General features: G+C 52.5%; 23 protein-coding genes and 1 tRNA gene. 15 read left to right on the forward strand and 9 right to left on the reverse strand.

Annotated elements, in window-relative coordinates:
- Nucleotides 1-85 precede the first annotated feature (85 nt).
- Nucleotides 86-1,375 carry a capsule biosynthesis protein gene (locus GOW09_RS15675; RefSeq protein WP_371808056.1) on the reverse strand — a complete coding sequence of 430 codons (1,290 nt, stop codon included), beginning with the start codon at nt 1,373-1,375 and terminating at the stop codon, nt 86-88.
- On the opposite strand from GOW09_RS15675, the gene GOW09_RS22370 reads away from it, so the two are divergent.
- The 6 genes from GOW09_RS22370 (at nt 1,356) to GOW09_RS15700 (ending at nt 4,732) form a co-directional block, all read left to right on the forward strand.
- Nucleotides 1,356-1,493 carry a hypothetical protein gene (locus GOW09_RS22370; RefSeq protein ID WP_217360287.1) on the forward strand — a complete coding sequence of 46 codons (138 nt, stop codon included), beginning with the start codon at nt 1,356-1,358 and terminating at the stop codon, nt 1,491-1,493. The genes GOW09_RS15675 and GOW09_RS22370 overlap by 20 nt on opposite strands.
- A 32-nt stretch (nt 1,494-1,525) precedes the next feature.
- Nucleotides 1,526-2,113 carry a riboflavin synthase gene (locus tag GOW09_RS15680; RefSeq protein ID WP_171119532.1) on the forward strand — a complete coding sequence of 196 codons (588 nt, stop codon included), beginning with the start codon at nt 1,526-1,528 and terminating at the stop codon, nt 2,111-2,113.
- A 99-nt stretch (nt 2,114-2,212) separates the two neighbouring features.
- Nucleotides 2,213-3,334 carry a 3,4-dihydroxy-2-butanone-4-phosphate synthase gene (gene ribB / locus GOW09_RS15685; protein WP_171119533.1) on the forward strand — a complete coding sequence of 374 codons (1,122 nt, stop codon included), beginning with the start codon at nt 2,213-2,215 and terminating at the stop codon, nt 3,332-3,334.
- Between the two features lie 2 nt (nt 3,335-3,336).
- Nucleotides 3,337-3,888, forward strand: coding sequence for a 6,7-dimethyl-8-ribityllumazine synthase (locus tag GOW09_RS15690; RefSeq protein WP_171119534.1), 552 nt, complete (start codon nt 3,337-3,339; stop codon nt 3,886-3,888).
- Nucleotides 3,885-4,367, forward strand: coding sequence for a transcription antitermination factor NusB (nusB, locus tag GOW09_RS15695; protein ID WP_171119535.1), 483 nt, complete (start codon nt 3,885-3,887; stop codon nt 4,365-4,367). The genes GOW09_RS15690 and nusB overlap by 4 nt, the downstream gene beginning before the upstream one ends.
- Nucleotides 4,368-4,426: 59 nt before the next feature.
- Nucleotides 4,427-4,732, forward strand: a complete 306-nt coding sequence (locus GOW09_RS15700; RefSeq protein WP_170346546.1) for a hypothetical protein — start codon at nt 4,427-4,429, stop codon at nt 4,730-4,732.
- A gap of 214 nt (nt 4,733-4,946) precedes the next feature.
- Here the strand turns inward: GOW09_RS15700 and GOW09_RS15705 are convergent, their stop codons facing one another.
- Complete coding sequence (locus GOW09_RS15705; protein ID WP_171119536.1) at nt 4,947-5,372, reverse strand: SRPBCC domain-containing protein; 426 nt, start codon at nt 5,370-5,372, stop codon at nt 4,947-4,949.
- The gene (locus GOW09_RS15710) at nt 5,365-5,688 is read right to left on the reverse strand and encodes a helix-turn-helix transcriptional regulator (RefSeq protein ID WP_170346548.1); all 324 of its coding nucleotides are present in this window, start codon (nt 5,686-5,688) and stop codon (nt 5,365-5,367) included. The genes GOW09_RS15705 and GOW09_RS15710 overlap by 8 nt, the downstream gene beginning before the upstream one ends.
- Nucleotides 5,689-5,802: 114 nt before the next feature.
- On the opposite strand from GOW09_RS15710, the gene GOW09_RS15715 reads away from it, so the two are divergent.
- Entirely contained in the window at nt 5,803-6,234 is a 432-nt protein-coding gene (locus tag GOW09_RS15715; RefSeq protein WP_152457561.1) for an MmcB family DNA repair protein, read from the forward strand.
- A 2-nt stretch (nt 6,235-6,236) separates the two neighbouring features.
- Here the strand turns inward: GOW09_RS15715 and GOW09_RS15720 are convergent, their stop codons facing one another.
- Nucleotides 6,237-6,425, reverse strand: coding sequence for a DUF6324 family protein (locus GOW09_RS15720; RefSeq protein WP_152457562.1), 189 nt, complete (start codon nt 6,423-6,425; stop codon nt 6,237-6,239).
- Nucleotides 6,426-6,502: 77 nt separating this feature from the next.
- On the opposite strand from GOW09_RS15720, the gene GOW09_RS15725 reads away from it, so the two are divergent.
- The 4 genes from GOW09_RS15725 (at nt 6,503) to GOW09_RS15740 (ending at nt 10,304) form a co-directional block, all read left to right on the forward strand.
- Nucleotides 6,503-6,985 carry a GNAT family N-acetyltransferase gene (locus tag GOW09_RS15725; RefSeq protein WP_171119537.1) on the forward strand — a complete coding sequence of 161 codons (483 nt, stop codon included), beginning with the start codon at nt 6,503-6,505 and terminating at the stop codon, nt 6,983-6,985.
- A gap of 47 nt (nt 6,986-7,032) precedes the next feature.
- Nucleotides 7,033-7,109: transfer RNA gene (locus GOW09_RS15730), tRNA-His, on the forward strand.
- A 460-nt stretch (nt 7,110-7,569) separates the two neighbouring features.
- Nucleotides 7,570-8,670 carry a serine/threonine-protein kinase gene (locus GOW09_RS15735; RefSeq protein WP_171119538.1) on the forward strand — a complete coding sequence of 367 codons (1,101 nt, stop codon included), beginning with the start codon at nt 7,570-7,572 and terminating at the stop codon, nt 8,668-8,670.
- Between the two features lie 77 nt (nt 8,671-8,747).
- Nucleotides 8,748-10,304: a lipopolysaccharide assembly protein LapB gene (locus tag GOW09_RS15740; protein WP_171119539.1), complete on the forward strand. Its 1,557-nt coding sequence runs from the start codon at nt 8,748-8,750 to the stop codon at nt 10,302-10,304.
- Nucleotides 10,305-10,365: 61 nt separating this feature from the next.
- On the opposite strand, the gene GOW09_RS15745 is transcribed toward GOW09_RS15740, so the two are convergent.
- Nucleotides 10,366-11,580: a site-specific integrase gene (locus tag GOW09_RS15745; RefSeq protein WP_171119540.1), complete on the reverse strand. Its 1,215-nt coding sequence runs from the start codon at nt 11,578-11,580 to the stop codon at nt 10,366-10,368.
- Between the two features lie 24 nt (nt 11,581-11,604).
- On the opposite strand from GOW09_RS15745, the gene GOW09_RS22375 reads away from it, so the two are divergent.
- Nucleotides 11,605-11,814 carry a hypothetical protein gene (locus tag GOW09_RS22375; protein ID WP_217360283.1) on the forward strand — a complete coding sequence of 70 codons (210 nt, stop codon included), beginning with the start codon at nt 11,605-11,607 and terminating at the stop codon, nt 11,812-11,814.
- Nucleotides 11,815-12,169: 355 nt separating this feature from the next.
- Nucleotides 12,170-13,414 (forward strand): hypothetical protein, encoded by a 1,245-nt coding sequence (locus GOW09_RS15750; RefSeq protein WP_217360284.1) that lies wholly within the window; start codon nt 12,170-12,172, stop codon nt 13,412-13,414.
- A gap of 108 nt (nt 13,415-13,522) precedes the next feature.
- On the opposite strand, the gene GOW09_RS22380 is transcribed toward GOW09_RS15750, so the two are convergent.
- Complete coding sequence (locus GOW09_RS22380; RefSeq protein ID WP_217360285.1) at nt 13,523-13,822, reverse strand: hypothetical protein; 300 nt, start codon at nt 13,820-13,822, stop codon at nt 13,523-13,525.
- 21 nt (nt 13,823-13,843) lie between these two features.
- Here GOW09_RS22380 and GOW09_RS15755 point away from each other — a divergent pair, with 21 nt between their 5' ends.
- Both GOW09_RS15755 and GOW09_RS15760 read left to right on the forward strand, forming a co-directional pair.
- Entirely contained in the window at nt 13,844-15,172 is a 1,329-nt protein-coding gene (locus tag GOW09_RS15755; RefSeq protein WP_171119542.1) for an SIR2 family protein, read from the forward strand.
- 2 nt (nt 15,173-15,174) lie between these two features.
- Nucleotides 15,175-16,962, forward strand: coding sequence for an ATP-binding protein (locus GOW09_RS15760; protein WP_171119543.1), 1,788 nt, complete (start codon nt 15,175-15,177; stop codon nt 16,960-16,962).
- Between the two features lie 425 nt (nt 16,963-17,387).
- Here the strand turns inward: GOW09_RS15760 and GOW09_RS15765 are convergent, their stop codons facing one another.
- The 3 genes from GOW09_RS15765 to GOW09_RS15775 form a co-directional block, all read right to left on the reverse strand.
- Nucleotides 17,388-18,194 carry an ABC transporter permease gene (locus tag GOW09_RS15765; protein ID WP_152457564.1) on the reverse strand — a complete coding sequence of 269 codons (807 nt, stop codon included), beginning with the start codon at nt 18,192-18,194 and terminating at the stop codon, nt 17,388-17,390.
- Nucleotides 18,191-19,078: an ABC transporter permease gene (locus GOW09_RS15770; protein ID WP_171119544.1), complete on the reverse strand. Its 888-nt coding sequence runs from the start codon at nt 19,076-19,078 to the stop codon at nt 18,191-18,193. Before GOW09_RS15770 ends, GOW09_RS15765 begins: the two co-directional genes overlap by 4 nt.
- An 82-nt stretch (nt 19,079-19,160) precedes the next feature.
- A complete protein-coding gene (locus GOW09_RS15775; RefSeq protein ID WP_152457566.1) occupies nt 19,161-19,910 on the reverse strand; it encodes a transporter substrate-binding domain-containing protein in 750 nt (249 codons plus the stop codon).
- Between the last annotated feature and the right edge of the window lie 31 nt (nt 19,911-19,941).

The following is a 19,941-nucleotide window of genomic DNA, read 5'->3' on the forward strand; positions in this document are numbered from 1 at the left end:
TGCACTGCCGGATATCCTCAGTCTTTTGTTGTTGCGGGAAGATTAGCCGGTAAGCAGCACAACTTCCAGTCACAGAGCGCCCGAATTACTCGACGATTTTCAACTGTGGCGTCGGTGCCTCGTTCTTGTTCAGAAGGGCCTGATAAGGGTCACTGCTGCTGAGCATCATGTCCACGGCGCGGCGCAGCAACTGCCGCCTGCCGCGCCGGGAATAAAACCCGCCCGGAACCTGGCTGGTTTCCAGCAGGAATTGCCGGTAACAGCGATAGGCGTCGACATCCGGCGCGTCTGGTTCAGCAAAAAATGCGGCGATCGACTGCTGTGATACGAAGTCGGTCTTGTCATAAACCGAACGTCCGAAAATACGCAGCGGAATACCCCGCCACAAGACCTGCTGCCCCGCAGTGGAATTCACGGTGACGGCCGAGTTCGCCTCATCCAGCAAACCTGCCAGTTTTCCGCCGGGGACATAGTGAACACGGTTCTGCACCCCGTGTTTCCTGGCAATCTCCATGGCGCGAAGGTGCAATGGTTCACGGTGGTTTTCCAAAGGGTGCTCTTTTACAACCAGCCTGTGATGCGCCGGTGCGCCTTGCGCGAATCCTGCGATGACCAGTTCCAGAAAATCGGACATGCAAGAGAATTCGGAATGGGCCTGAACCGAACTGTCATGCCCGAGTTGCAGCAGCACGAGGTGATAGGGGAAGCCCCCCCATCTGACGCGCGCCGTGGCAACGCTGCGTTGCAGGCGATGAACAGGCATCAGCATCAGGCGTTTGAAATACAAACGGAATTCCTGTGAAACCGACAGATCACGATGAGGCTGGAAATTGCGGTATCTCTTGTTCAGGAACATGACGAACCAATGATAGAGGGCACCGTAGAATATGTGTTGCCGCATATCCCCCCAATGCGACGGTGGCGGGGGCGTTTTACTGTCCGAGCGGGCCAGAGCCTGCTGCATCTGGTCGACATCCAGTGACATCAGGCGCGAATGCCCGTTTGACCCGTCCCGCTCGTACGTGACCCACCAGGGCCGCAGGTAGCCTTCTTCGAAAACATGAATTGTCAGCCCTTGAGACTTCGCAATCTCAACCGCGCGGGCGTGGACCGGTCTCGTGTCGCCATAAAGAACGATATCCGTGACGCCCTTGTTGGCAATCAACCCGTTCAATGTCTCGGGCCAATCGTCGGGCTTGTTCCGGAATGCGATGAAACTTGCCTTGTCGAACCAGAACGCCTGATCCCCCGCATTGAACCCAACCCGCCAGACCTGTGCCCCCGTGGCACGCAACATCCGCCCGAGTGTTGAGAAAAACGGCCCGTGAGGTCCCTGAAGAAACAGGAAGACCCGTTTGTCTGAGCCTGAACGCATTTGCGGCATCTGGACTGCTCTTTTGGTATTTGTTGCGGAAACTATGCCCGTTTGGGCCTTGTACGGCAAGGCGGGGCTTGCCCGCGCGGCCCATTGGGCTTACCTCGACGGTGAATAGCAGGCACAGGTTAGGAACTGAGGGTTAACGGAATGTTCACAGGGATCGTCACCGACATCGGCACCGTCACCGAGCTGGAACAGCAGGGGGATCTGCGCGCCCGGATCAAGACGGCCTATGACACGGCCGGTATCGATATCGGAGCCTCGATTGCCAGTGATGGTGTGTGCCTGACGGTGATCGCGCTGGGCGATGATTGGTATGACGTTCAGATCAGCGCCGAGACGGTTTCGAAGACCAATCTTGATACCTGGGCCGTCGGCAAACGCGTCAATCTGGAGCGAGCGCTAAAAGTCGGTGATGAACTGGGCGGTCACATCGTTTCGGGTCATGTGGATGGTGTGGCCGAAGTGGTCGCGGTCGAGGATGAAGGCGACAGCACGCGTGTCACCTTGCGCGCACCGAAGGAACTGGCCCGGTTCATAGCGCCCAAAGGGTCGGTTGCGCTGAACGGGACATCGCTGACGGTCAATGACGTGAATGATTGCGAGTTTGGCATCAATTTCATCCCTCACACCAAGGAAGTCACGACCTGGGGCGATGTCAGTGTGGACGATCGCGTCAATCTTGAGATCGATACGCTGGCCCGGTACGTCGCGCGCCTGTCCGAGATGTCCTGATACGTCGCGTCGGAAAACCCCAGCGCCGTTTGTGGACTGGTCTTTGCGCCCTCAGTGGTCTATTCCGCCGAGCAAACCCGCCATGTGAAAGGCTGCCCCATGAGCTTTGAAACCCCCGGACCGGTCGAGGCCCAGTTGCGTGACGCGATCAGCCCGATCGAAGAAATCATCGAAGAGGCGCGCGCCGGCCGGATGTACATTCTGGTCGATCACGAAGATCGCGAGAACGAAGGCGATTTGGTGATCCCGGCCGAGTTTGCGGATGCCGAGGCGATCAACTTCATGGCCACCCACGGGCGCGGTCTGATCTGTTTGCCGATGACGGCGGAACGGATAGATGCGCTGGGGCTGCCGATGATGGCCGTGAACAACTCGTCCCGGCACGAGACGGCTTTCACCGTATCGATTGAGGCGCGCGAAGGTGTCAGCACCGGGATTTCAGCCGCCGACCGGGCGCTGACCGTGGCGACCGCGATCAACGAACAGAACACGATGGCGCATATCGCCACCCCGGGCCATGTCTTCCCGTTGCGGGCAAAGCGGGGCGGGGTGCTGGTGCGCGCAGGCCATACCGAGGCCGCCGTGGATATCTCGCGTCTTGCCGGGCTGAACCCGTCAGGCGTGATCTGCGAGATCATGAATGAAGACGGAACCATGGCGCGCCTGCCGGATCTGGTCGAGTTCGCCAAAAAGCACAACATGAAAATCGGCACGATCAGCGACCTGATCAGCTATCGGGCGCGCAATGACAATCTGGTTGTCGAGACTTCTCGTCAAACAGTCACCTCGGAATATGGCGGTGAGTGGGAAATGCGGATTTTCACCGATCAGACCCACGGCATTGAACATGTTGTCATGATCAAAGGTGACATCACCACGCCCGAGCCCGTTCTGACGCGCACGCACGCCCTGCACGAAGCGCCGGATATCCTGGGGCTTGGTCCGAAATCATCCCGCGAACTGCCGCGCGCAATGGAAAAGATCGCCGAAGAGGGCCGTGGAGTGGTCTGCCTGTTCCGCCAGCCGCGCAACTCGTTGTATGCGGTCGAGGATGAAGGCCCGCGCACCATCAAGCAAACCGGTCTGGGGGCGCAGATCCTGTCCAAGATGGGGATTCAGGAACTGGTGCTTCTGACCGACTCTCCTGAAACGGTGTATCTTGGGCTGGACGCGTTTGGCCTGTCCATCGTCGGCACCCGCTCGATTCTGAAGGAAGACTGAACATGGCTGAACAAGACAAACACGGAATTCTGCCGACACCCAGCTTCGACAAGCCGGTGAAACTGCTGATCGTGGCGGCTCCGTTCTACCGCTCGATCGCCGACAACCTGATTGCGGGTGCCACGGCCGAGATCGAAGCGGCTGGCGGCACCTGCGAAGTGGTCGAAGTGCCCGGCGCGCTGGAAATTCCCACGGCCATCGCCATGGCCGACCGACAGTGCAACTTCGACGGCTATGTCGCGCTTGGCTGCGTCATCCGCGGTGAGACCACGCATTACGAAACCGTCTGCAACGACTCCAGCCGCGCGATCCAGCTGCTGGGCCTACAGGGGCTGTGCATCGGCAACGGCATCCTGACGGTCGAGAATGACGAGCAGGCCGAAATCCGCGCCAACCCCGAAAAGATGAATAAAGGGGGTGGCGCGGCCGCTGCGGCCTTGCATCTGATCGCGCTCAGCCGTAAGTGGGGCGCTTCGAAAAAGGGCGTCGGATTCAAGCCGCCGTCCGAGTCCATCCTGGTGGCGGGCGACAGCAACGGATCAACGACAGCATGACCCAGACAGACACGCCGAAACCGGCAAACAGGAAACGCCTGATGAAATCCGCCGCGCGGCTTTATGCCGTGCAGGCGCTGTTCCAGATGGAGCAGTCGGGCCAGACGACCGAGCAGGTGGTCAACGAGTTTCTGGACCATCGGTTCGGCGCGGTCTACGAGGGTGACGAGATGCTTGAGGGCGACAGCACGCTGTTCCGCAAGCTGGTGGATGACGCGGTGAACTATCAGGCGCCGATTGACCAGATGACCGACCGCGCGCTGGTGGCGAAATGGCCGATCGCGCGCATCGACCCGACCCTGCGCGCGCTGTTTCGCGCGGCGGGTGCGGAACTGACCCAAAGCGGCACACCGCCCAAGGTGGTGATCACCGAGTTTGTCGATGTGGCACGTGCCTTTTTCCCTGAGGGTAAAGAACCAAAATTCGTCAATGCCGTGCTGGATCACATGGCGCGCGAGGCCCAGCCCGAGGCGTTCTGACACGTTTACCTGAACCAGACATGCGCTAGCATAGGCAACGAAGCGCAAGGAGGTTCGCCATGCCCAAACTGATCCGCCTGTATATCACGCAAGTCGCCTGGGGTTTTGTCATTTCGGCCGTGTTTGTCGGGGTGCTCTTGGCGCTGAATGTCGCGAATCTTCGGCACCTGATCACCGGGTCGGAAATCGGCCTGATCGCGTTGGTGATGATCTGGTTCATGAACGGTATCGTCTTTGCCGGCGTTCAGTTCGCGTACAAGATCATGAGCATGGCGGAAAAGCCGCAGGGGCCACGTCGGGGAACACCGGTCGCACACAGTTTCGAGCCGGCAGCCGTGAAACAGGAAGCCCACGCAGGGCGCTGATATTTCAGGGAAAGTGCGGCGGGACCACCAGTCAACCGTGCGGTTTGATTCCCGAGGACCTGTATGTACAGGTGGGCGCCGGGTAATCAGGCCAGGACCTGAACAGAGCCAGCCCCCTCGGAATTGCTTAAGGCCACCAGAATGCTACCTGTCACAAGAAGGGCAGAACCCGCCACGCGCTTAAGTAGGGTGTCTGACGGGTTCGCGCAAGAGGTCAGGCGTCAACAGTTTCGTGCAATGCCACACGCAACTTGCCGAAATGTTCGTCCCATCCTTTGTCCAGGGCCAGGATCAGATCAAACGCTGTGACGCCTTGCGGTAATCCTTCGTGCACAAGCTCAAGACGTGTGCCGCCCAAGACCGGCTCCAATGTCCATTTGACCACGCTTACAGCGTCTCCCATCGGTTTGACGGTAAAGGTGTGTTCAAGGTATTTCGGGGGGCGGGCGACAAGGACCTCTCCCCAGATCAACAAGTCGCCGCTTGTTGTGCCGAACATCTCAAGCTTCTGACCTTCTGCCAGTGTTCTTTCAGGTTTGTGGAACCATTCCGCCAGATGCTCAGGTTCCGTCAGATAGGCCCAAACGGTTTCCGGTTCCGCCCTGAGGAAAATCGATTTCTTCAATACGGCATCAGTCATTTTGTTTCCTTTCAATGGCTTCCTTGAGAGAGTTGAGGCGGTCGTCCCAGAACTGGTCAAAATAGCTGAGCCAATCGAGCACCGGGGCCATACCCTGTGGTTCAAGTCGATTGATGCGTTCCCGGCCGCGCGCTTCGACTGTGATCAATCCACCGTCGGACAGAACCGTCAGGTGCTTTTTGACCGCAGCCCGGGTCATGTCGAACCGGTCGGTCAACTGCCCGATCGTCATGTCCTGTGACGAGAGCAGTCGCACGATGTTCCGGCGTGTGGGATCGGCCAGCGCGCGAAATGCGTTTTGAGTTTGGTTCTCCATAAGCAACCTCAGAAATAGTACCTTTTGGTGTCATATTAATGCGATACCAAAAGGTACCGTGTCAAGGCGCAAAGGTGCTTTACTTTTGTTCGCTAATTGTTCACATTTTCAGCCATGACTTTGGATCTGCAACCTGGACAGAGACTGGCACGTGGCGTCGCGCGGCATCTTGCGGCCCATGGCTTTGTTTCCGTAGAGGAATTCGTGCCTGCGCGCGGGTTGCGCGTTGACGTGATGGGGCTGGGGCCAAAGGGTGAGTTGTGGGTGATTGAATGCAAATCCAGCCGTGCCGATTATCAGTCGGATTCGAAATGGCAGGGCTATTTGGAATGGTGTGACCGATTCTTTTGGGCCGTCGACACGGAATTCCCGACCGATCTGTTGCCTGATGAAACAGGCCTGATCATCGCCGATGCCTATGATGCGGAAATCGTGCGCATGGCGCCCGAGGACAAAATCGCACCGGCGCGGCGCAAGAAGATGATCCAGAAATTTGCAACGGATGCCGCGCGCCGTTTGCACGCGCTTCGGGATCCCAGGCTGTAAGGTCAACCTTTGACGGCAAGGGCGGCTTGTACCGCAGCACGAATTTCGTCGGCGATTTCTTCTGCTTCTTCCGGGTCAAAATCCATCGGTATTTCGATGCCGTCAGCTTCGATGAACAGGCGGACCATACCCTGATCGGTCGGACCGATTTGCAGGTTTGCCTGAATGTCGCGTTCGGTATTGATGCCCATCTGTGCCTCCGAGACTGAGCGTTCCTGCTAGCGCGCACGGGGTTGAGAATCAAGTCACCTTTGCGGTCAGATGAGATATGGAAGACGCCGTTCTCAGACCCTTTAACCCCGATGACGCCGCGTGGCTGGTTGAACAGCACGGTCTGCTTTATGCGCGCGACGAAGGGTTTGATGACAGCTTTGCGCCCCTAGTGGCCAGCATCCTTGACGACTTCATGGCCAACAGTGACCCCAAGCTTGAAAGAGGCTGGATCGCCGAGCAGGACGGGCAGCGTCTGGGCAGTATTTTCTGCGTTGCTGTTGACCGGAATACCGCCAAGTTGCGGCTGTTTCTGCTTGTCCCGAAAGCACGAGGGCAGGGGCTGGGAAAGCGCCTGCTGCAAGCATGTACTGCCTTCGCACGCGGGGCAGGATACAAAGAAATGGTTCTGTGGACGCACGAAAGCCATACCGCCGCCTGCGCACTTTACAAGGCGTCCGGCTGGGAATTAACAGACAGCAAAGCGGTGCATTCCTTCGGTGTCGATCTTGTCGAACAAAGCTGGAAAATTCGGCTTTAATGCTCTTGCATTCCGCGGGCGTGTTCGGTACATCGCCCCTCACGAGTGCCGCCTTAGCTCAGTTGGTTAGAGCGCTGGATTGTGGATCCAGAGGTCCCCTGTTCAAGCCAGGGAGGCGGTACCATCTTCCAATCTTAAATTTCAACATAATTGCAGCATCTTATGCGGCGTGATTGAGCCTGTATTTCGTTGCGCCGATTTTGAACAAAAAGGGGGTAAAATTCAAAGTTGCCCAAAATTTGCCCAAAAAAGTAAGTGAAACAGGCACAAGACACGTCTCTTCTCGCTAAAAAGTGTCACCAAGGCTAGCGCTGAGATTTAGCGGTGACTGTGCCGATTTCTGAAGCTTGTGGCCGCTTACTCAATGCAAATGCTACGTGGCAACGCTGTGATGTACTCAATCGAAGCAACTTCTCTGATACCAAACTAGCGGTTGGTTACGTTCGGCATTTGTTTGTCACAGAAACAAATACTCTGGGATGTTTTTTTGCGCCGATATGGACACTTACAGTGTGTGAAGCCATAGTTCGCTGTATTGAATGTAGGTTGATTTTCAACCGATAATTACCTCTCAAAGGTGTGAAATGGGGCTGGAAAATAAAGCAGGTGCTTGGCGGCTAATGGGCTGCGAATTGGATAACGGATGGAAAGTCGTTGAAGCGTTGGGTTGGGATGCCGAGACTGGCACGCCAACGGACATTTATCCCGGTACAGGAGGGAATTTCTCGGTCTCGTATGCTGTAGAGCGAGATGGAAAGCGGGCGTTCTTGAAGGCGATTGACTTCACACGCGCAATGAACTCAGGAAATACCGTCAAAGCATTGCGCCAGCTTACGGATGCATATTCATTCGAAGCACAGATTTTAGATATCTGTGCTGGGGCCAGAATGGATAGGGTGGTGATCGCCATCGATTCCGGTGAAGTTAGTGTTGGACCAAACATTCAAGACACCGCGCCCTATTTGATTTTTGAGCTAGCGGATGGCGATGTCCGAAAAAAGCTTCGCGCCGTCCAAACGCAGCTAAAGCAATCCTTTTGGCTCAGAGCAATGCATCATGCGACCGTTGGGTTGACCCAATTGCACGGGCACCACATATCTCATCAAGATGTGAAGCCCTCAAATCTGTTGAGCTTTGAAGGAGACGATGGATTCAAAATTGCGGACTTGGGGCGGTGCATCAACGAGAAGGCCCGGGGTCCGTATGATCATATGACTTTTTCGGGTGATCCAAATTACGCGCCTCCGGAAATCCTATATGGGCACATTTTATCCGATGGACATCACAGACGCTTATCTAACGACCTATATCTTTTGGGGAGTATGATATTTTTCTTTGTTAAAGGCCAAGGAGCCACGGCCTTGCTTTTCGAGAAGATGGAGCCGGAACTACGCCCAACGTCGCTTTGGGGGCCTTGGAGCGGATTGTACAAGGACGTTTTGCCTACCATTCAGAACAAGTTTACGGAAATGCTGTCTGAATTGCGCGAGGATATGGAAGATGAAACAGGTGACGAACTGACAAAAGCAGCGAGTGAATTGTGCAATCCAAACCCGAAACTAAGGGGACACCCATTGGAAAGAACCACCGACGGTACGCAATACTCCTTGCACAGATACGTTTCGCTCTTTGACCGGCTGGCTCGCGTTGCAGCGGTTAAGGCAAAATCGACGGGTAAGACATGATACACGCGGACGATAGTTCGAAACGCCATACGATCCCTCGTTGGCGGTCCATTTCGGGCGCAATCGCTGCAGGTGAGATGAGCTCTCTGCCTCGGCGGAAAACTAGCGACGTTCAGGATCTTCTGGTTAGCGAAACTCAAGCGCGACTTACCAGAACTTTCGATGACTTGGCGACGAAGTGGCTCCAATCCAAGAGCCCTGAACTCGCCGAAGAATTGGTATCAACGGCGGTTATTAGTGATCGCCTTGGCGAGGCTGTTGTAATAGAGGCGGCTACCTCAATTACAGAAGACGAACATCAGCCAAAGTCCCTGAAGCGTTACGCCCAAAAAATCGTGGAAGGTATAAGCTCCAGAGGAAATAAACCCTTACCCGAGGATGAAGCCGGTATTCGTGCATCAATCGCACGACGCAAGCGTTTGCTTCGTTTCAACCCGCGTGATGCACTAAGAGCAGCAGAAACCGCTTTGTTGTATGCCAATATCGGTCAACTCGCTTCAAGCGAGAACCTTCTGATGCGCGCACTAAAACTTGCACCACATGACCGCTACGTTTTAAGGGCCGCCGCTAGGTTGTACACGCATCTAGGTGAACCCGATCGCGCGCTCCATTTTTTGAAGAAATCTGGCAGAACCAATTTTGATCCTTGGCTTAAAGCAGCAGAGTTAGCCGTGGCGGGAGAACTCGGCGAGAGCCCGCAAGGGTGGAAACTCGCAAAAAGGATTGCGGATAACTCACAGTTTTCATTTGTCGACCGTTCAGAACTTGCTTCTGAATTAGGAACTCTTGAATTGCTCGACGGCTCTCGAAAAAAAGCAATGAAGCTTTTTCAGACAGCCACGGAAAGCATGAATGAAAACTCCTTTGCGCAAATCGAATGGGCAGGGCGATACACAAAGGCGTTTGAACCAGAAGGTTTGCTAAAGAACATATCGATTTCGCACGAAGCTGTTGCAAACGCTGCATCGTGGCACTCCGACTGGGATGTTTCGCTGAAAGCATGTGAGGAATGGTCAAAAATTGAACCCTTCAGTGCGAAACCGGCAATTCTAGCTTCGTTTGTTGCCAGCATTAGTGCGGATGGGGGAGAAAGTGAGAGAAAAAACAGGTTGTTTCGGGGTATTGCTGCAGCTGAAAAGGGTCTGTTGGCAAACCCAGACAGCTTCACCATCCACAACAATATGTCGGTGTTGATGAGCTATTCCGGAGAAACTGAGGCCGCTTTGCGATCAATTGCCGAGATGCAAAGACTCTCTTCCTCACCTGAGGACAAAGTACTTATTGATGCCGCTTGTGGGTTGGCAGAATTTAGATCAAACCAAGTCGACCAAGGTATTGAGAGTTACGCCCGTGCAATTGAGCGCGCAATAGATGCAAAGCAGCCAGTAAACGCCCTCAGAGCCTTCAGCTTTTTGGGGCGTGAGGTTTCGCGCGTTTCCGGAGCCTCCGCCGAATTCTTTGTTGCAGAGATAGATCAAATAACTGAAGAGTTTAAGCGCCGATCTGTATCTGTACCGCGAGACGTGACTCTTCTCAGAAACGAGATTCAGAAATGTGTTGAGTCTGACAATGGCGAGGCATCGTTGGACTTAAGTAGGCTGAACATGATTCAAAAGCTGAACGACGATGAGTGATTGAGCTGAAAAAGTCGTGAGCTGGTTCGTTCCTGCTTTTGGGCCAGCTCAGGACTCCCATTCACACGATTAAGTCCCGCGAGACTATTCGTGTCACTTCCTCCATGGTTCGCGTGTCATTCGGGATTAGGTGGCCGTACTGATCCAATGTGAATGCAACTGAGCTATGGCCAGCAAACGCGGACGCTTCCTTAATACGCCCTTCTCTGACCAGAAGTGATACGAAAAAGTGTCTTAAGCCATGCAGACCGTGGTCTACTAATTGCTGCCTAAATTGCTCATCCCGCCTAGTATTGACCCGTCTCAAAAGTGGCTTCCAAAACTTGTTCTTGACGTTGTTGTAATCCAGTGGGCGGCCTGCCTTCGTCGGAAACACCCAGCCTTCCTTCGTCGCTGGGCAAGCGAGACGCCATTCTGCAATAATTGGCCGAACTGGCTGTGGAACGGGTATCGTGCGTCTCGAGTTTTTTGTTTTGGTCTTCCCTACACGCTGCTTCAGTGACTGGTTGCCGCGTGCGCGATCAACTTTCCGGCTAATTGTGACTGATGAGTACCCAGTTTCGAAGTCGCCCCACTGAAGTCCAAGGCATTCGGAGATTCGTACCCCAGTCATCCTAAGAATAAGAAACATGGGATAGTATCTACGGTACGTTTGCGCGATACGGGGATCATCCGAATAGTAAAGGTCGCGCGCCATTTCGTCTATTTCGGCCATGTCTTGTTCGGATGGAATACGGTCTGATTTCAAGTCCTCGTGCGCACTCCAATCCAACTTGATTTTTACGCCTTCAGCAGGATTGGCGAAAACGGCATCGAGCAAGGCAGCATACGTGAAAATGGCTTTTGCAAGATTCAGGGCGTGTTTGGCTGTGTTTCGGCTGGGACAACGCGCAATCAAGTGATCGCGAAACTCTCGCATTTTTGCAGTGTTGATATCGCCAAGTGGAAGCGCTCCCAATTTTGGGTTGATCCAGTTGCGGAGATATGACTCGTATCCGGCGATTGTCGCCGGTTGAAGCGGCTGTTCTCCATCGCGGCCATTTCGGCTATCCCTTATGAACTTCTCCGCGAATTTCTCAAAAGTGGTGTAACCCTGAGCAATTGCTTCATCTTGCAATTCCGAGGCCAAACGTTCTTTGGCCAACTGTTTAGCTTCTCTTCCGGACTGGGCTGTGACCCGTTTCCTTTGACCGGAGGGCGTGTAGTAGGCCTGAACCCAATAACTACTTCCGTTTACGGTTTCGATACGCGGGCGACCGGAAAGGCGTGCTTTCATTTTGGACAACTCATCACCTCAAACTTGGAGAATGAGTTAAGCCAACTACCAAATTATTATCGAGTCAATGGTGGTAAATATTTGGCTTTAAACGGAAAAATCCAGTTTTTTGTCATTTTTTCTGACCAAACTTTTGAGGGGCGGTCATTTAAAATGACAATGACAAAAGCACTCACAAAAGTTATTGCCCAAATTGTTGCCCAAAAAATTTTCTCGAATCATTTAGTGACTTGATAATCCTAAGAATACCTCTTGATTCCTCGCCCCTTGTGGATCCAGAGGTCTCTGGTTCGAACCCAGAAGGCGGTACCACCTCCCAAGTCTTAAAAATCAAATAAAAACAAAGCATTACTTTGTTAATGAGTGGGCAAGTTTTCCTCACATTTGTCATTTTGACTGAGGAAACACCTGTGAACGTGACAGGAACACTAGCAGAACTGAGGAAAAACTGAGGAATTCCTCCGGTTTTCATTACGCGTTTAGCCGTCAAACGTAAGTAACTCTTTCCTTGAATGTGGCCCTAATTCAAATTGTAGTAAGCCATTGTAGCATTGAGGTTTTTGGCCAGCAGCAAAGTGTTTGCGAACGTTTGACCCAATCTGTTCTTGCAAACGCAACAACCAACTCAGATTTGAGAAAGCTGTTATCCGAAACCACTTTGAAAATTGAGCCGCTTGCAAATGGAATGGATGTGGAAGAACAGCGAATTCTAAGTGTCTACGAACTCTATGAACTAGTTTGGCGGCACCCTATGTATAAACTAGCAAGACAGTTTGGAGTGTCTGACAGGGGGCTGGCAAATTGCTGTAAGAGGTACAGAATCCCCACACCTCCTCGTGGCCATTGGACTAAGGTCGATACCGGAAAGCTGGTGGAAAGACCGGAATTGCAGCTTACCCAGAGTCAGATGGTTGAAGTCGTGGTTTTCCCAGTCGCAAACCCATTTGACAATCAAAAAAAGCAGACAAAGCGAGAGCGCGCTGAGGCTTTCCGGAAAATCGACCAGCCGAGTGTAGATAGCTGTTTAAGTGATGCCCATCCTATCGTTGCCAGTTGGATTTGCGATATGAACTCAAGCAAATCCGCGTGTGCCGATTGCTTGAGCGGCTTGAGTTTGAGCGATTTTGACTACTATAGGCTGAGGGTCACTAGTGCATTCTTTAAATCAATCGACAAGATAGGAGCGCAAGTTGTCCAAGCACGTGTCGACGGCCGATTCAGAATCCAAATCGGAAGTGCTGAACTAAAGGTCAGTATACGTCAGAAAATGTCGGAAGAACGTCGCTACGGAATCGATCTGGAAAACTGGACGGCTTGGCCGGAACATCACGGTTACTGGCTCTACCCGACTAAGAACATGAAGCTCTCAGTTTCAGGAAACTGTGTGCGCTCTTTGGAATTTGTGTGCAGTCGTAAAGAAGTGGAACAATACGGTCTAAAAAGGCTGGTAGCTTGCGTAGCCGCTGCAAGGAAAGCTGCCGCACGGCGTGAAATTGAAAGAGCTGAAATCCGTGCTATACGCCGTGCAGAAGGACAAGCCAAAAAAGAAATGGAGCTGAAAGAAACAGCGATGCTGGCTCGTTTGGAAGGCTTTGAAAGACTGGCAGACCAGTGGAACAGGTCCCAAAAGTTACTAGCGTTTCTGACCGAATTAAGGGTTTGGGTAGACCATAATGCGTTGAGCGATGAAGCGGATACTTCTGTCAATAGTTGGCTGGATAGGGTGGAAGAATTGATAAGGTGCGAAGACCCCTTGGGAGATTTGCAAAAAATCCTTCACGATGACGAAACTAGCCGCATTTCTCGGTCCCTAACAAATCCAAAACCAACGTGAACATTGATCCAGTTATCAAGTCTACAGAGCTTCGACATACGGCTGAACTTAAGGTGTGCACGTCTGATTGGAGTTTAGAAGGGCGTGTACGAAATATTCAGTTCAAGTCTACGGTGCTTCATGCCATTCTCTAACCTTTCGGGTGATTTCGGACAATGCAAGCCCACGTCTCAGCCCGGAATCAATAACCCCGATATCTTCCGCAAACTTGACTTCTGATTGTCCGTCCAAGACAAATTCGTACCTTCCGCCAGGGTTGTCTTCCTCAAGGTTATAATCCACGGCCCGCCACTTCCCCAGAAATTCTCCGTCACGTGTAATAACGTCGCCACCGGCAAGCTCATGCGTGTATCCACTCGCAACCCACTCGTCGTAACCCACAAAATTTATTGGATATCTCAGGTCCATGACAATCATGTAGGAGGTGGCATGGTCTACTGCAAGGCCGATGCACGCGGCCCAAAGCTACCATTCGTCATCGCGTTTTATACTGCGGTGAGCCTCCCTGTGGTTGACATTGGCCGATTGCGCAGCCGCGATTGTCCGTCTTGCACAAGCCGCTTTTTGCCTTCATTTCAAAGCACGTGCAATTCCAAAAAAAAGATGTACAGCTTTCCGTACACAACCGAAGGACGACTCATTTTGTCAAAAATCAATAAATCCGATATTTATGAGAAAAACTTGAATTTCCTACTAGGCTCCGGTGCCTCTTACGGCTTGCTGCCTACTCTTGCCCTGAAACTCAAACATGTCGGCTCAGACGAGGCGCATACCGTTGAGACATTGGCCACCAAGTACGAAGGTAGGCCAGATTTCCAAGCACATCTATTCTCTTGGTATGTTCGCGAGGTCATCCTACCAGCCGCAGAATACAACCCCAACTCCACACTGTTCAACACAGATGCCCAAAACAAGGTGATTGAAAATTATCGTCAGTTTGTCGAAACGGTTTTGAAGATCCTAAGCAAAAAAAGCCACAAAAAGCGGGTCAATATCTTCACTACGAACTATGATGGAATGGTAGCTCATACTGCCGAGACGCTGCTCAGGCTTGGCTCTTACGATTTTCATCTAAGCGATGGTACTGACGGTTTTGTAAAGCGCACATTAAATGCGCGGAACTTCGGAAGGTACTTTCAAGACCACGGAGTTTTCGACCGCCACGCCAAGAGCGTTCCCCAGATAAATCTTATCCAGCTTCACGGTAGTGTTTACTGGTATAAAGATGGCGAAAAGATTGAAGTATCTTATGACTTAGAGCGGGCCAAGAAGCGTATTAAGGACGTTCCGCTTCGAGAGGACGAAGACTTCTTTGATGCCTTGGTAGACGAGACCAAGACAGAAGCGGACCTGAATCCTCCTGCCGACGTTACTGCTACAGCGAACACGGCATTTCAAACTGCCTACGATACTCTTCCAATCGTGAACCCAACAAAATGGAAGTTCCATGAAACAGTTTTCGAGGAACACTACTATCAAATGTTGCGGTTGCTAAGTTATGAGCTTGAAAAACCGGACACTATATTCATCGCGTTTGGGTTTTCTTTTGCGGACGAGCATATCCTGAACCTTGTTAAGCGTTCACTATCCAACCCCTCCCTTCATATGTACGTCTGCTGTTTTGACGAAGCTGAAAGAGACGAGATGGAGAAGAAGTTTCTAGGCTTTGGAAACATTGAGCTGGTTACAGTTGAGGGTTTTCTCGACTTTACCGCGTTCAACGACCAAGTTTTCACAACTAAACCGACGAGTGAATAACGATGAGTATTCAAATTGGTGAGGTTGTCGCGGTTATGGGTGTTGAGGTATCTGTCAGGGCATTTGAAAACTCAAACCACGAGACGCACTTTTTCCAGGGTAAGAAGTTCAAAGGTATTTCAATTAGGGAGTTCGTATCCATCTCTCATGGCTTTCGTGAGATCGTTTGTACTGTTGAAGGTGAATACCTAGACGAAAGAAGTTTCGAAATTGAAGCTAGCGAAAAGCTATTCACGCGAAAATTGAAGCTTCGCCCAATTGGATATTTTGAAGATGATGAGTTTAAGGACGGCATAAAATTCCTACCAAAAATAGGTGACATTGCCCGACTTCTTTCCGAGCAACAGGTAAGCAGTGTTTTTGAACGCGAGACTTCGGATGGTTTTGTTATTGGTCGACTTTTGAAGGAAGACTTGCCGGTATCACTTCCATGGCAAAAGCTTTTCAACTCCCACCTTGGCATTTTCGGGAACACCGGGAGCGGAAAATCCAACACTCTAACAAAGCTCTACACTGTTCTTTTTGATAATAAAATCAATAATATAGGCGAAAAAAGCAGATTTGTGTTTTTGGACTTCAATGGTGAGTACACTGGCACCCAACTGGCAGACGCGAACCACAAGCGCGTAATTCGCTTAACAACACGAAATGCGGAAGGCGATAGATTTGTCTTACGAGAAAGCGAGTTTTGGGACGCAGAAACACTCGGCATACTCTTTCAAGCAACTGCAAATACTCAACGACCTTTTCTCAGACGTGTAATTTCCGGGCGAAGACGATTCCAAGAACTTCCTGACAGCTTAAAGAATTATATCCGAGGCACATTTAGGCGAGTTCTCACATCAGAGGATCCAAGCGGGGAAGCACTCGAACTCTTGCGAACACTTGCTCGGAGCATTGCGGACGACGACAATCTATCAGACTCTTTAGCTAAGGTGGGTTTGCGAAATGGACAGGGCATAACCTCGTTTCACGTGATACTCCCTAATGGCGTTTGGAAGTATCTATCCAATGATGAAGATTTTTATGTCAGCGAATTTGAGGATAAAATAGAACAGCTCGACCTCGTCAATGTTATCGGACTAGATGAGCTGCAAATTCGTGCAAATCTTCAAATCCTAAGGGACGTGCTATCGGGTTCTGCGCAATATGAACATATCCAGCCATTGCTTCGGAGAATTGAGGCTTTGAAGGAAGACTTCTCCCGAGTAATTTTGGTCGGAGAAGTTCAAAACGCTGGTCCTGCTGTCACAGTGTTATCGCTCAGGGAATGCAAACAGGATGTAAAGAAAATTCTTCCCATTTTAATAGCAAAGCAATTCTACGAACAGCACAAGTCGACAGTTGCCTCACCACCAGAAACAACGCTTCACCTCGTGATTGATGAAGCCCATAATATACTTTCGCAGCAGTCAAATCGCGAAGCAGAGAGCTGGAAAGACTACCGGTTGGAGCTTTTTGAAGAGATAATTAAGGAAGGACGGAAGTTTGGGATATTCATCACTCTTGCAAGTCAAAGACCTGCGGACATATCTCCGACCATCGTTTCTCAACTTCACAACTACTTCATCCACCGTCTGGTAAATGACAGAGACCTCGCTCTCCTAGAAAATACCATATCCACCTTGGATGGCATTTCCCGAGGACAGATACCGACTCTGCCACAAGGTGCTTGTGTGGTCACCGGGACTACGTTTGACATCCCAATGCTCATGCAGATTGATAAGCTTCCCAAAGAACGCGAGCCTGACAGTAGCGACGTGGACCTTGATAAAATATGGGGAGACTAGAATAGGGTCGAGGAAGACTGATTAATGGGCGGTAACTTTGTTGGGATTCACGCGTCAATCCGCTAGGAATGCGCGACGCTCAACTCAAGGTATTGGTCAAACAATCAATGTGTAGGTTGGTAGCAACATTTTTTGATTGTTTCAGCGAGGCCTACACTTGGACAAATAATCCAGAGTTAATAGGAGTAGGCCCACCTAGTGCAATTTGAGGAATTCCTCAGGAGAGGCGAGCGAAAAACTCATTAAGTGATTGATTGTTGTTTATTTTTATGAGGCGGCCCAGCCGTTGTGGATCCAGAGGTCCCCTGTTCAAGCCAGGGAGGCGGTACCACTTCTCCCCTTTTGAATGTGCTGTAAAGCGCGCGGGCGCGCGGTGATTGGCGTTGATTTGATTTGGTGTCCAGACGTGACTGGCGCGCCGAAACTCAGCGCGCCAGGTTCAGTTTGAACCGCATCTTGGCCCGTTTTGCGACCGGCAGGTGCCGGTTCAGGCGTTTATTGATCAGGCCAAAGCCCCCGACAATCACCAGCGTCAGCAGGATGAAATAGAACGCCAGTATCGGGTATGGGATGAACGGGTTGAACGTCTTGTCCGCAAAGTAACTGGCGTAATACAGGGCGTCTCCGCGTTGCTGCCATGCCGGAAAGGCTGAAAAGAAGACCAGCGTTGTTGCGTGGAAAAGAAAGATTGCTTCGTTTGTGTAGGCAGGCCAGGCAAGACGCAACATGGTGGGCCAGACGATCCGGCGAAAACGGGCCCAGCCTGACATGCCATAGGCATCTGCGGCTTCGATATCGCCCTTGGGAATGGACCTTAGCGCTCCGTAAAAGATCTCGCCCGAATAGGCTGCGGTGTTGAGGAACAGCACGATCAGCGCCCCCAGCCAGGCTGAGGTGAAGGCGTCGAACATCGGGTTGGATTTCTTCAGCGACAGGAACAGGAAATAGGCGAAGAAAAACTGGATAAACAAGGGCGAGCCGCGAAACAGGAAAATGAACCATTCTGAAGGCTTGCGAAGCCATTTGTTTGCTGACGCCTTGCCGACGGCCAGGGCCGTGGCCAGAAAGAAGCCGGTCGCCAGCGCCATGATCCCGAAATAGACATTCCAGATCATCCCCGACCCGATCAGCGTGAACTGTTCGCACAGGGTGAAGTCACTTTTGGGCAGTAGCCGCTCGCCGATACCCAGGGACCGCAGGCCGTAATCTTGAATCGTCTGCAAGCAGCTCATGCCGTGGTCTCCTTGCGCAGAAGCTCGCCGCCGGACGTGGCCTGCCCGTGGGACAGTTTCCGCATCAGCTTTTCAAGCCCAAGTTCAGATACGCGCGTCATGCCGAGGTAGAACACAAGCAGGAACAGGAAGTACCACATGCGCCAGTCGCCATGCGGATACTGAGTGAACTTGGACGTCTTGGTGCCGCCAAGTTCGCGGGCCCAATAAACGATGTCTTCGATCCCCAGCAGGAACAGCAGCGGAGTGGCCTTGATGAGAACCATCCAAAGATTCGACAGGCCGGGCAGGGCATAGACCCACATCTGCGGCACAAGGATGCGCCAGAAGGTCTGGCGACGGGACATGCCATATGCTTCGGCAGTTTCAATCTGCGCGTGAGGCACGGCGCGCATTCCACCAAACAAAACGTTTGCCGCAAACGCCCCGAAAACAATTGAGAAGGTAACGACGGCCAGGAAAAAGCCGTAGGTTTCATGCACCCATTCCGGTGCGGTCCCCAATGGCAGCTTGGCCGCCTGACAGACGATAAAGTCATTTCCCTGCCGGATCGGGTCGGTCCATTCGGGGCACAATATCTTGTGCCGCGTCCATTCGAATGCCTGATCCAAGGCTATCACGAAAAACAGGAAGAAAGCGATGTCCGGAACACCACGCACGATGGCAATATACCCTTTGCCCAGCCAGCTCAGCGGCGGGAAATGTGATCGGGCGGCCATTGCGCCAACAAAACCAAACGCCAATGCGACCGGCGCGGTCACCGCCAGCAATCCCAACACCTTGAGGAACGACAGGTAGAAGGACCAGTGCACGCCGTTGGTCAGGTAGCAGGAGAACCAGCGGAACGTTCCAAGCGTGTCAGGGTCAGCGCAATAGGAAAACATGAAGCGTCTTTCGAGCGTCGTACCCGGTTATTCCACCGGGCAGGGTTCGGCGCGATGGACGCGCCGAACCGCTTGATACGGATTAGTTTGTAACGACCGAACCGTCAGCGTTGTAGGTCGGAACGCCTTCGCCGAACCACTTGATGATCAGTTCGTTCAACGAACCGTCCGCTTTCATTGAGGTGATCGCCTCGTCGAACTTTCCGCGCAGTTCGCCATCCGATTCACGGATGCCCAGCCCGATGCCACCGCCCAGCGGAACGTCATCACCCACGAAGACCAGCTCTCCGGCGGATTCTTCAACGATCGGCACCAGGAAGTCCTTGTCGGCAAACACGGCATCGGCTTCACCGTTGCGGACGGCTGCGATGGTTTCTTCCGGAGTTGCAAACTCGACCAGAGTCGCGCCCGACTCGGCTACGTGGCCTGCCTGAATGGTGGCGGTCTGTGCGGCAACGACACCGGTGGTGACATCAACATCCTCAGACGCACCGACATAGGCCGAGGCCGCAGGCGGGAAGTAGTTCTGGGTGAAGTCGATGACTTCGTCACGTTCGTCGGTGATCGACATACCCGCGATGATGGTGTCGTAGTTGCCCGAGACCAGGTTCGGAATGATCGAGTCCCAGTCGTTCTTGACCCATTCACATTCCAGGTTCGCGCGCTTGCACAGTTCGTCGCCGACTTCACGCTCGAAGCCGTCGATTTCGCCCGCATCATTGATGAAGTTGTACGGAGGGTAGGCGCCCTCGGTTCCCATGCGGACGGTGTCGGCCATGGCGATACCGGCGGTCAGCGCCAGTGCGGCAGTGGACAGAATCAGATTTTTCATTGGTTGCTCCCCAGTTTGGTTCTGTTTTTGA

The organism is Ruegeria sp. HKCCA5463 (assembly GCF_013034175.1).
GTDB lineage: Bacteria > Pseudomonadota > Alphaproteobacteria > Rhodobacterales > Rhodobacteraceae > Ruegeria.

What these genes read in the sequence shown, in the direction of transcription:
- GOW09_RS15675 (WP_371808056.1), bottom strand. Translation starts at nt 1,375, where the DNA reads ATGCGTTCAGGCTCAGACAAACGGGTCTTCCTGTTTCTTCAGGGACCT.
- GOW09_RS15680 (WP_171119532.1), top strand. Translation starts at nt 1,526, where the DNA reads ATGTTCACAGGGATCGTCACCGACATCGGCACCGTCACCGAGCTGGAA.
- ribB (WP_171119533.1), top strand. Translation starts at nt 2,213, where the DNA reads ATGAGCTTTGAAACCCCCGGACCGGTCGAGGCCCAGTTGCGTGACGCG.
- GOW09_RS15690 (WP_171119534.1), top strand. Translation starts at nt 3,337, where the DNA reads ATGGCTGAACAAGACAAACACGGAATTCTGCCGACACCCAGCTTCGAC.
- nusB (WP_171119535.1), top strand. Translation starts at nt 3,885, where the DNA reads ATGACCCAGACAGACACGCCGAAACCGGCAAACAGGAAACGCCTGATG.
- GOW09_RS15700 (WP_170346546.1), top strand. Translation starts at nt 4,427, where the DNA reads ATGCCCAAACTGATCCGCCTGTATATCACGCAAGTCGCCTGGGGTTTT.
- GOW09_RS15705 (WP_171119536.1), bottom strand. Translation starts at nt 5,372, where the DNA reads ATGACTGATGCCGTATTGAAGAAATCGATTTTCCTCAGGGCGGAACCG.
- GOW09_RS15710 (WP_170346548.1), bottom strand. Translation starts at nt 5,688, where the DNA reads ATGGAGAACCAAACTCAAAACGCATTTCGCGCGCTGGCCGATCCCACA.
- GOW09_RS15715 (WP_152457561.1), top strand. Translation starts at nt 5,803, where the DNA reads ATGACTTTGGATCTGCAACCTGGACAGAGACTGGCACGTGGCGTCGCG.
- GOW09_RS15720 (WP_152457562.1), bottom strand. Translation starts at nt 6,425, where the DNA reads ATGGGCATCAATACCGAACGCGACATTCAGGCAAACCTGCAAATCGGT.
- GOW09_RS15725 (WP_171119537.1), top strand. Translation starts at nt 6,503, where the DNA reads ATGGAAGACGCCGTTCTCAGACCCTTTAACCCCGATGACGCCGCGTGG.
- GOW09_RS15735 (WP_171119538.1), top strand. Translation starts at nt 7,570, where the DNA reads ATGGGGCTGGAAAATAAAGCAGGTGCTTGGCGGCTAATGGGCTGCGAA.
- GOW09_RS15740 (WP_171119539.1), top strand. Translation starts at nt 8,748, where the DNA reads ATGAGCTCTCTGCCTCGGCGGAAAACTAGCGACGTTCAGGATCTTCTG.
- GOW09_RS15745 (WP_171119540.1), bottom strand. Translation starts at nt 11,580, where the DNA reads ATGAAAGCACGCCTTTCCGGTCGCCCGCGTATCGAAACCGTAAACGGA.
- GOW09_RS22380 (WP_217360285.1), bottom strand. Translation starts at nt 13,822, where the DNA reads ATGGACCTGAGATATCCAATAAATTTTGTGGGTTACGACGAGTGGGTT.
- GOW09_RS15755 (WP_171119542.1), top strand. Translation starts at nt 13,844, where the DNA reads ATGGTCTACTGCAAGGCCGATGCACGCGGCCCAAAGCTACCATTCGTC.
- GOW09_RS15760 (WP_171119543.1), top strand. Translation starts at nt 15,175, where the DNA reads ATGAGTATTCAAATTGGTGAGGTTGTCGCGGTTATGGGTGTTGAGGTA.
- GOW09_RS15765 (WP_152457564.1), bottom strand. Translation starts at nt 18,194, where the DNA reads ATGAGCTGCTTGCAGACGATTCAAGATTACGGCCTGCGGTCCCTGGGT.
- GOW09_RS15770 (WP_171119544.1), bottom strand. Translation starts at nt 19,078, where the DNA reads ATGTTTTCCTATTGCGCTGACCCTGACACGCTTGGAACGTTCCGCTGG.
- GOW09_RS15775 (WP_152457566.1), bottom strand. Translation starts at nt 19,910, where the DNA reads ATGAAAAATCTGATTCTGTCCACTGCCGCACTGGCGCTGACCGCCGGT.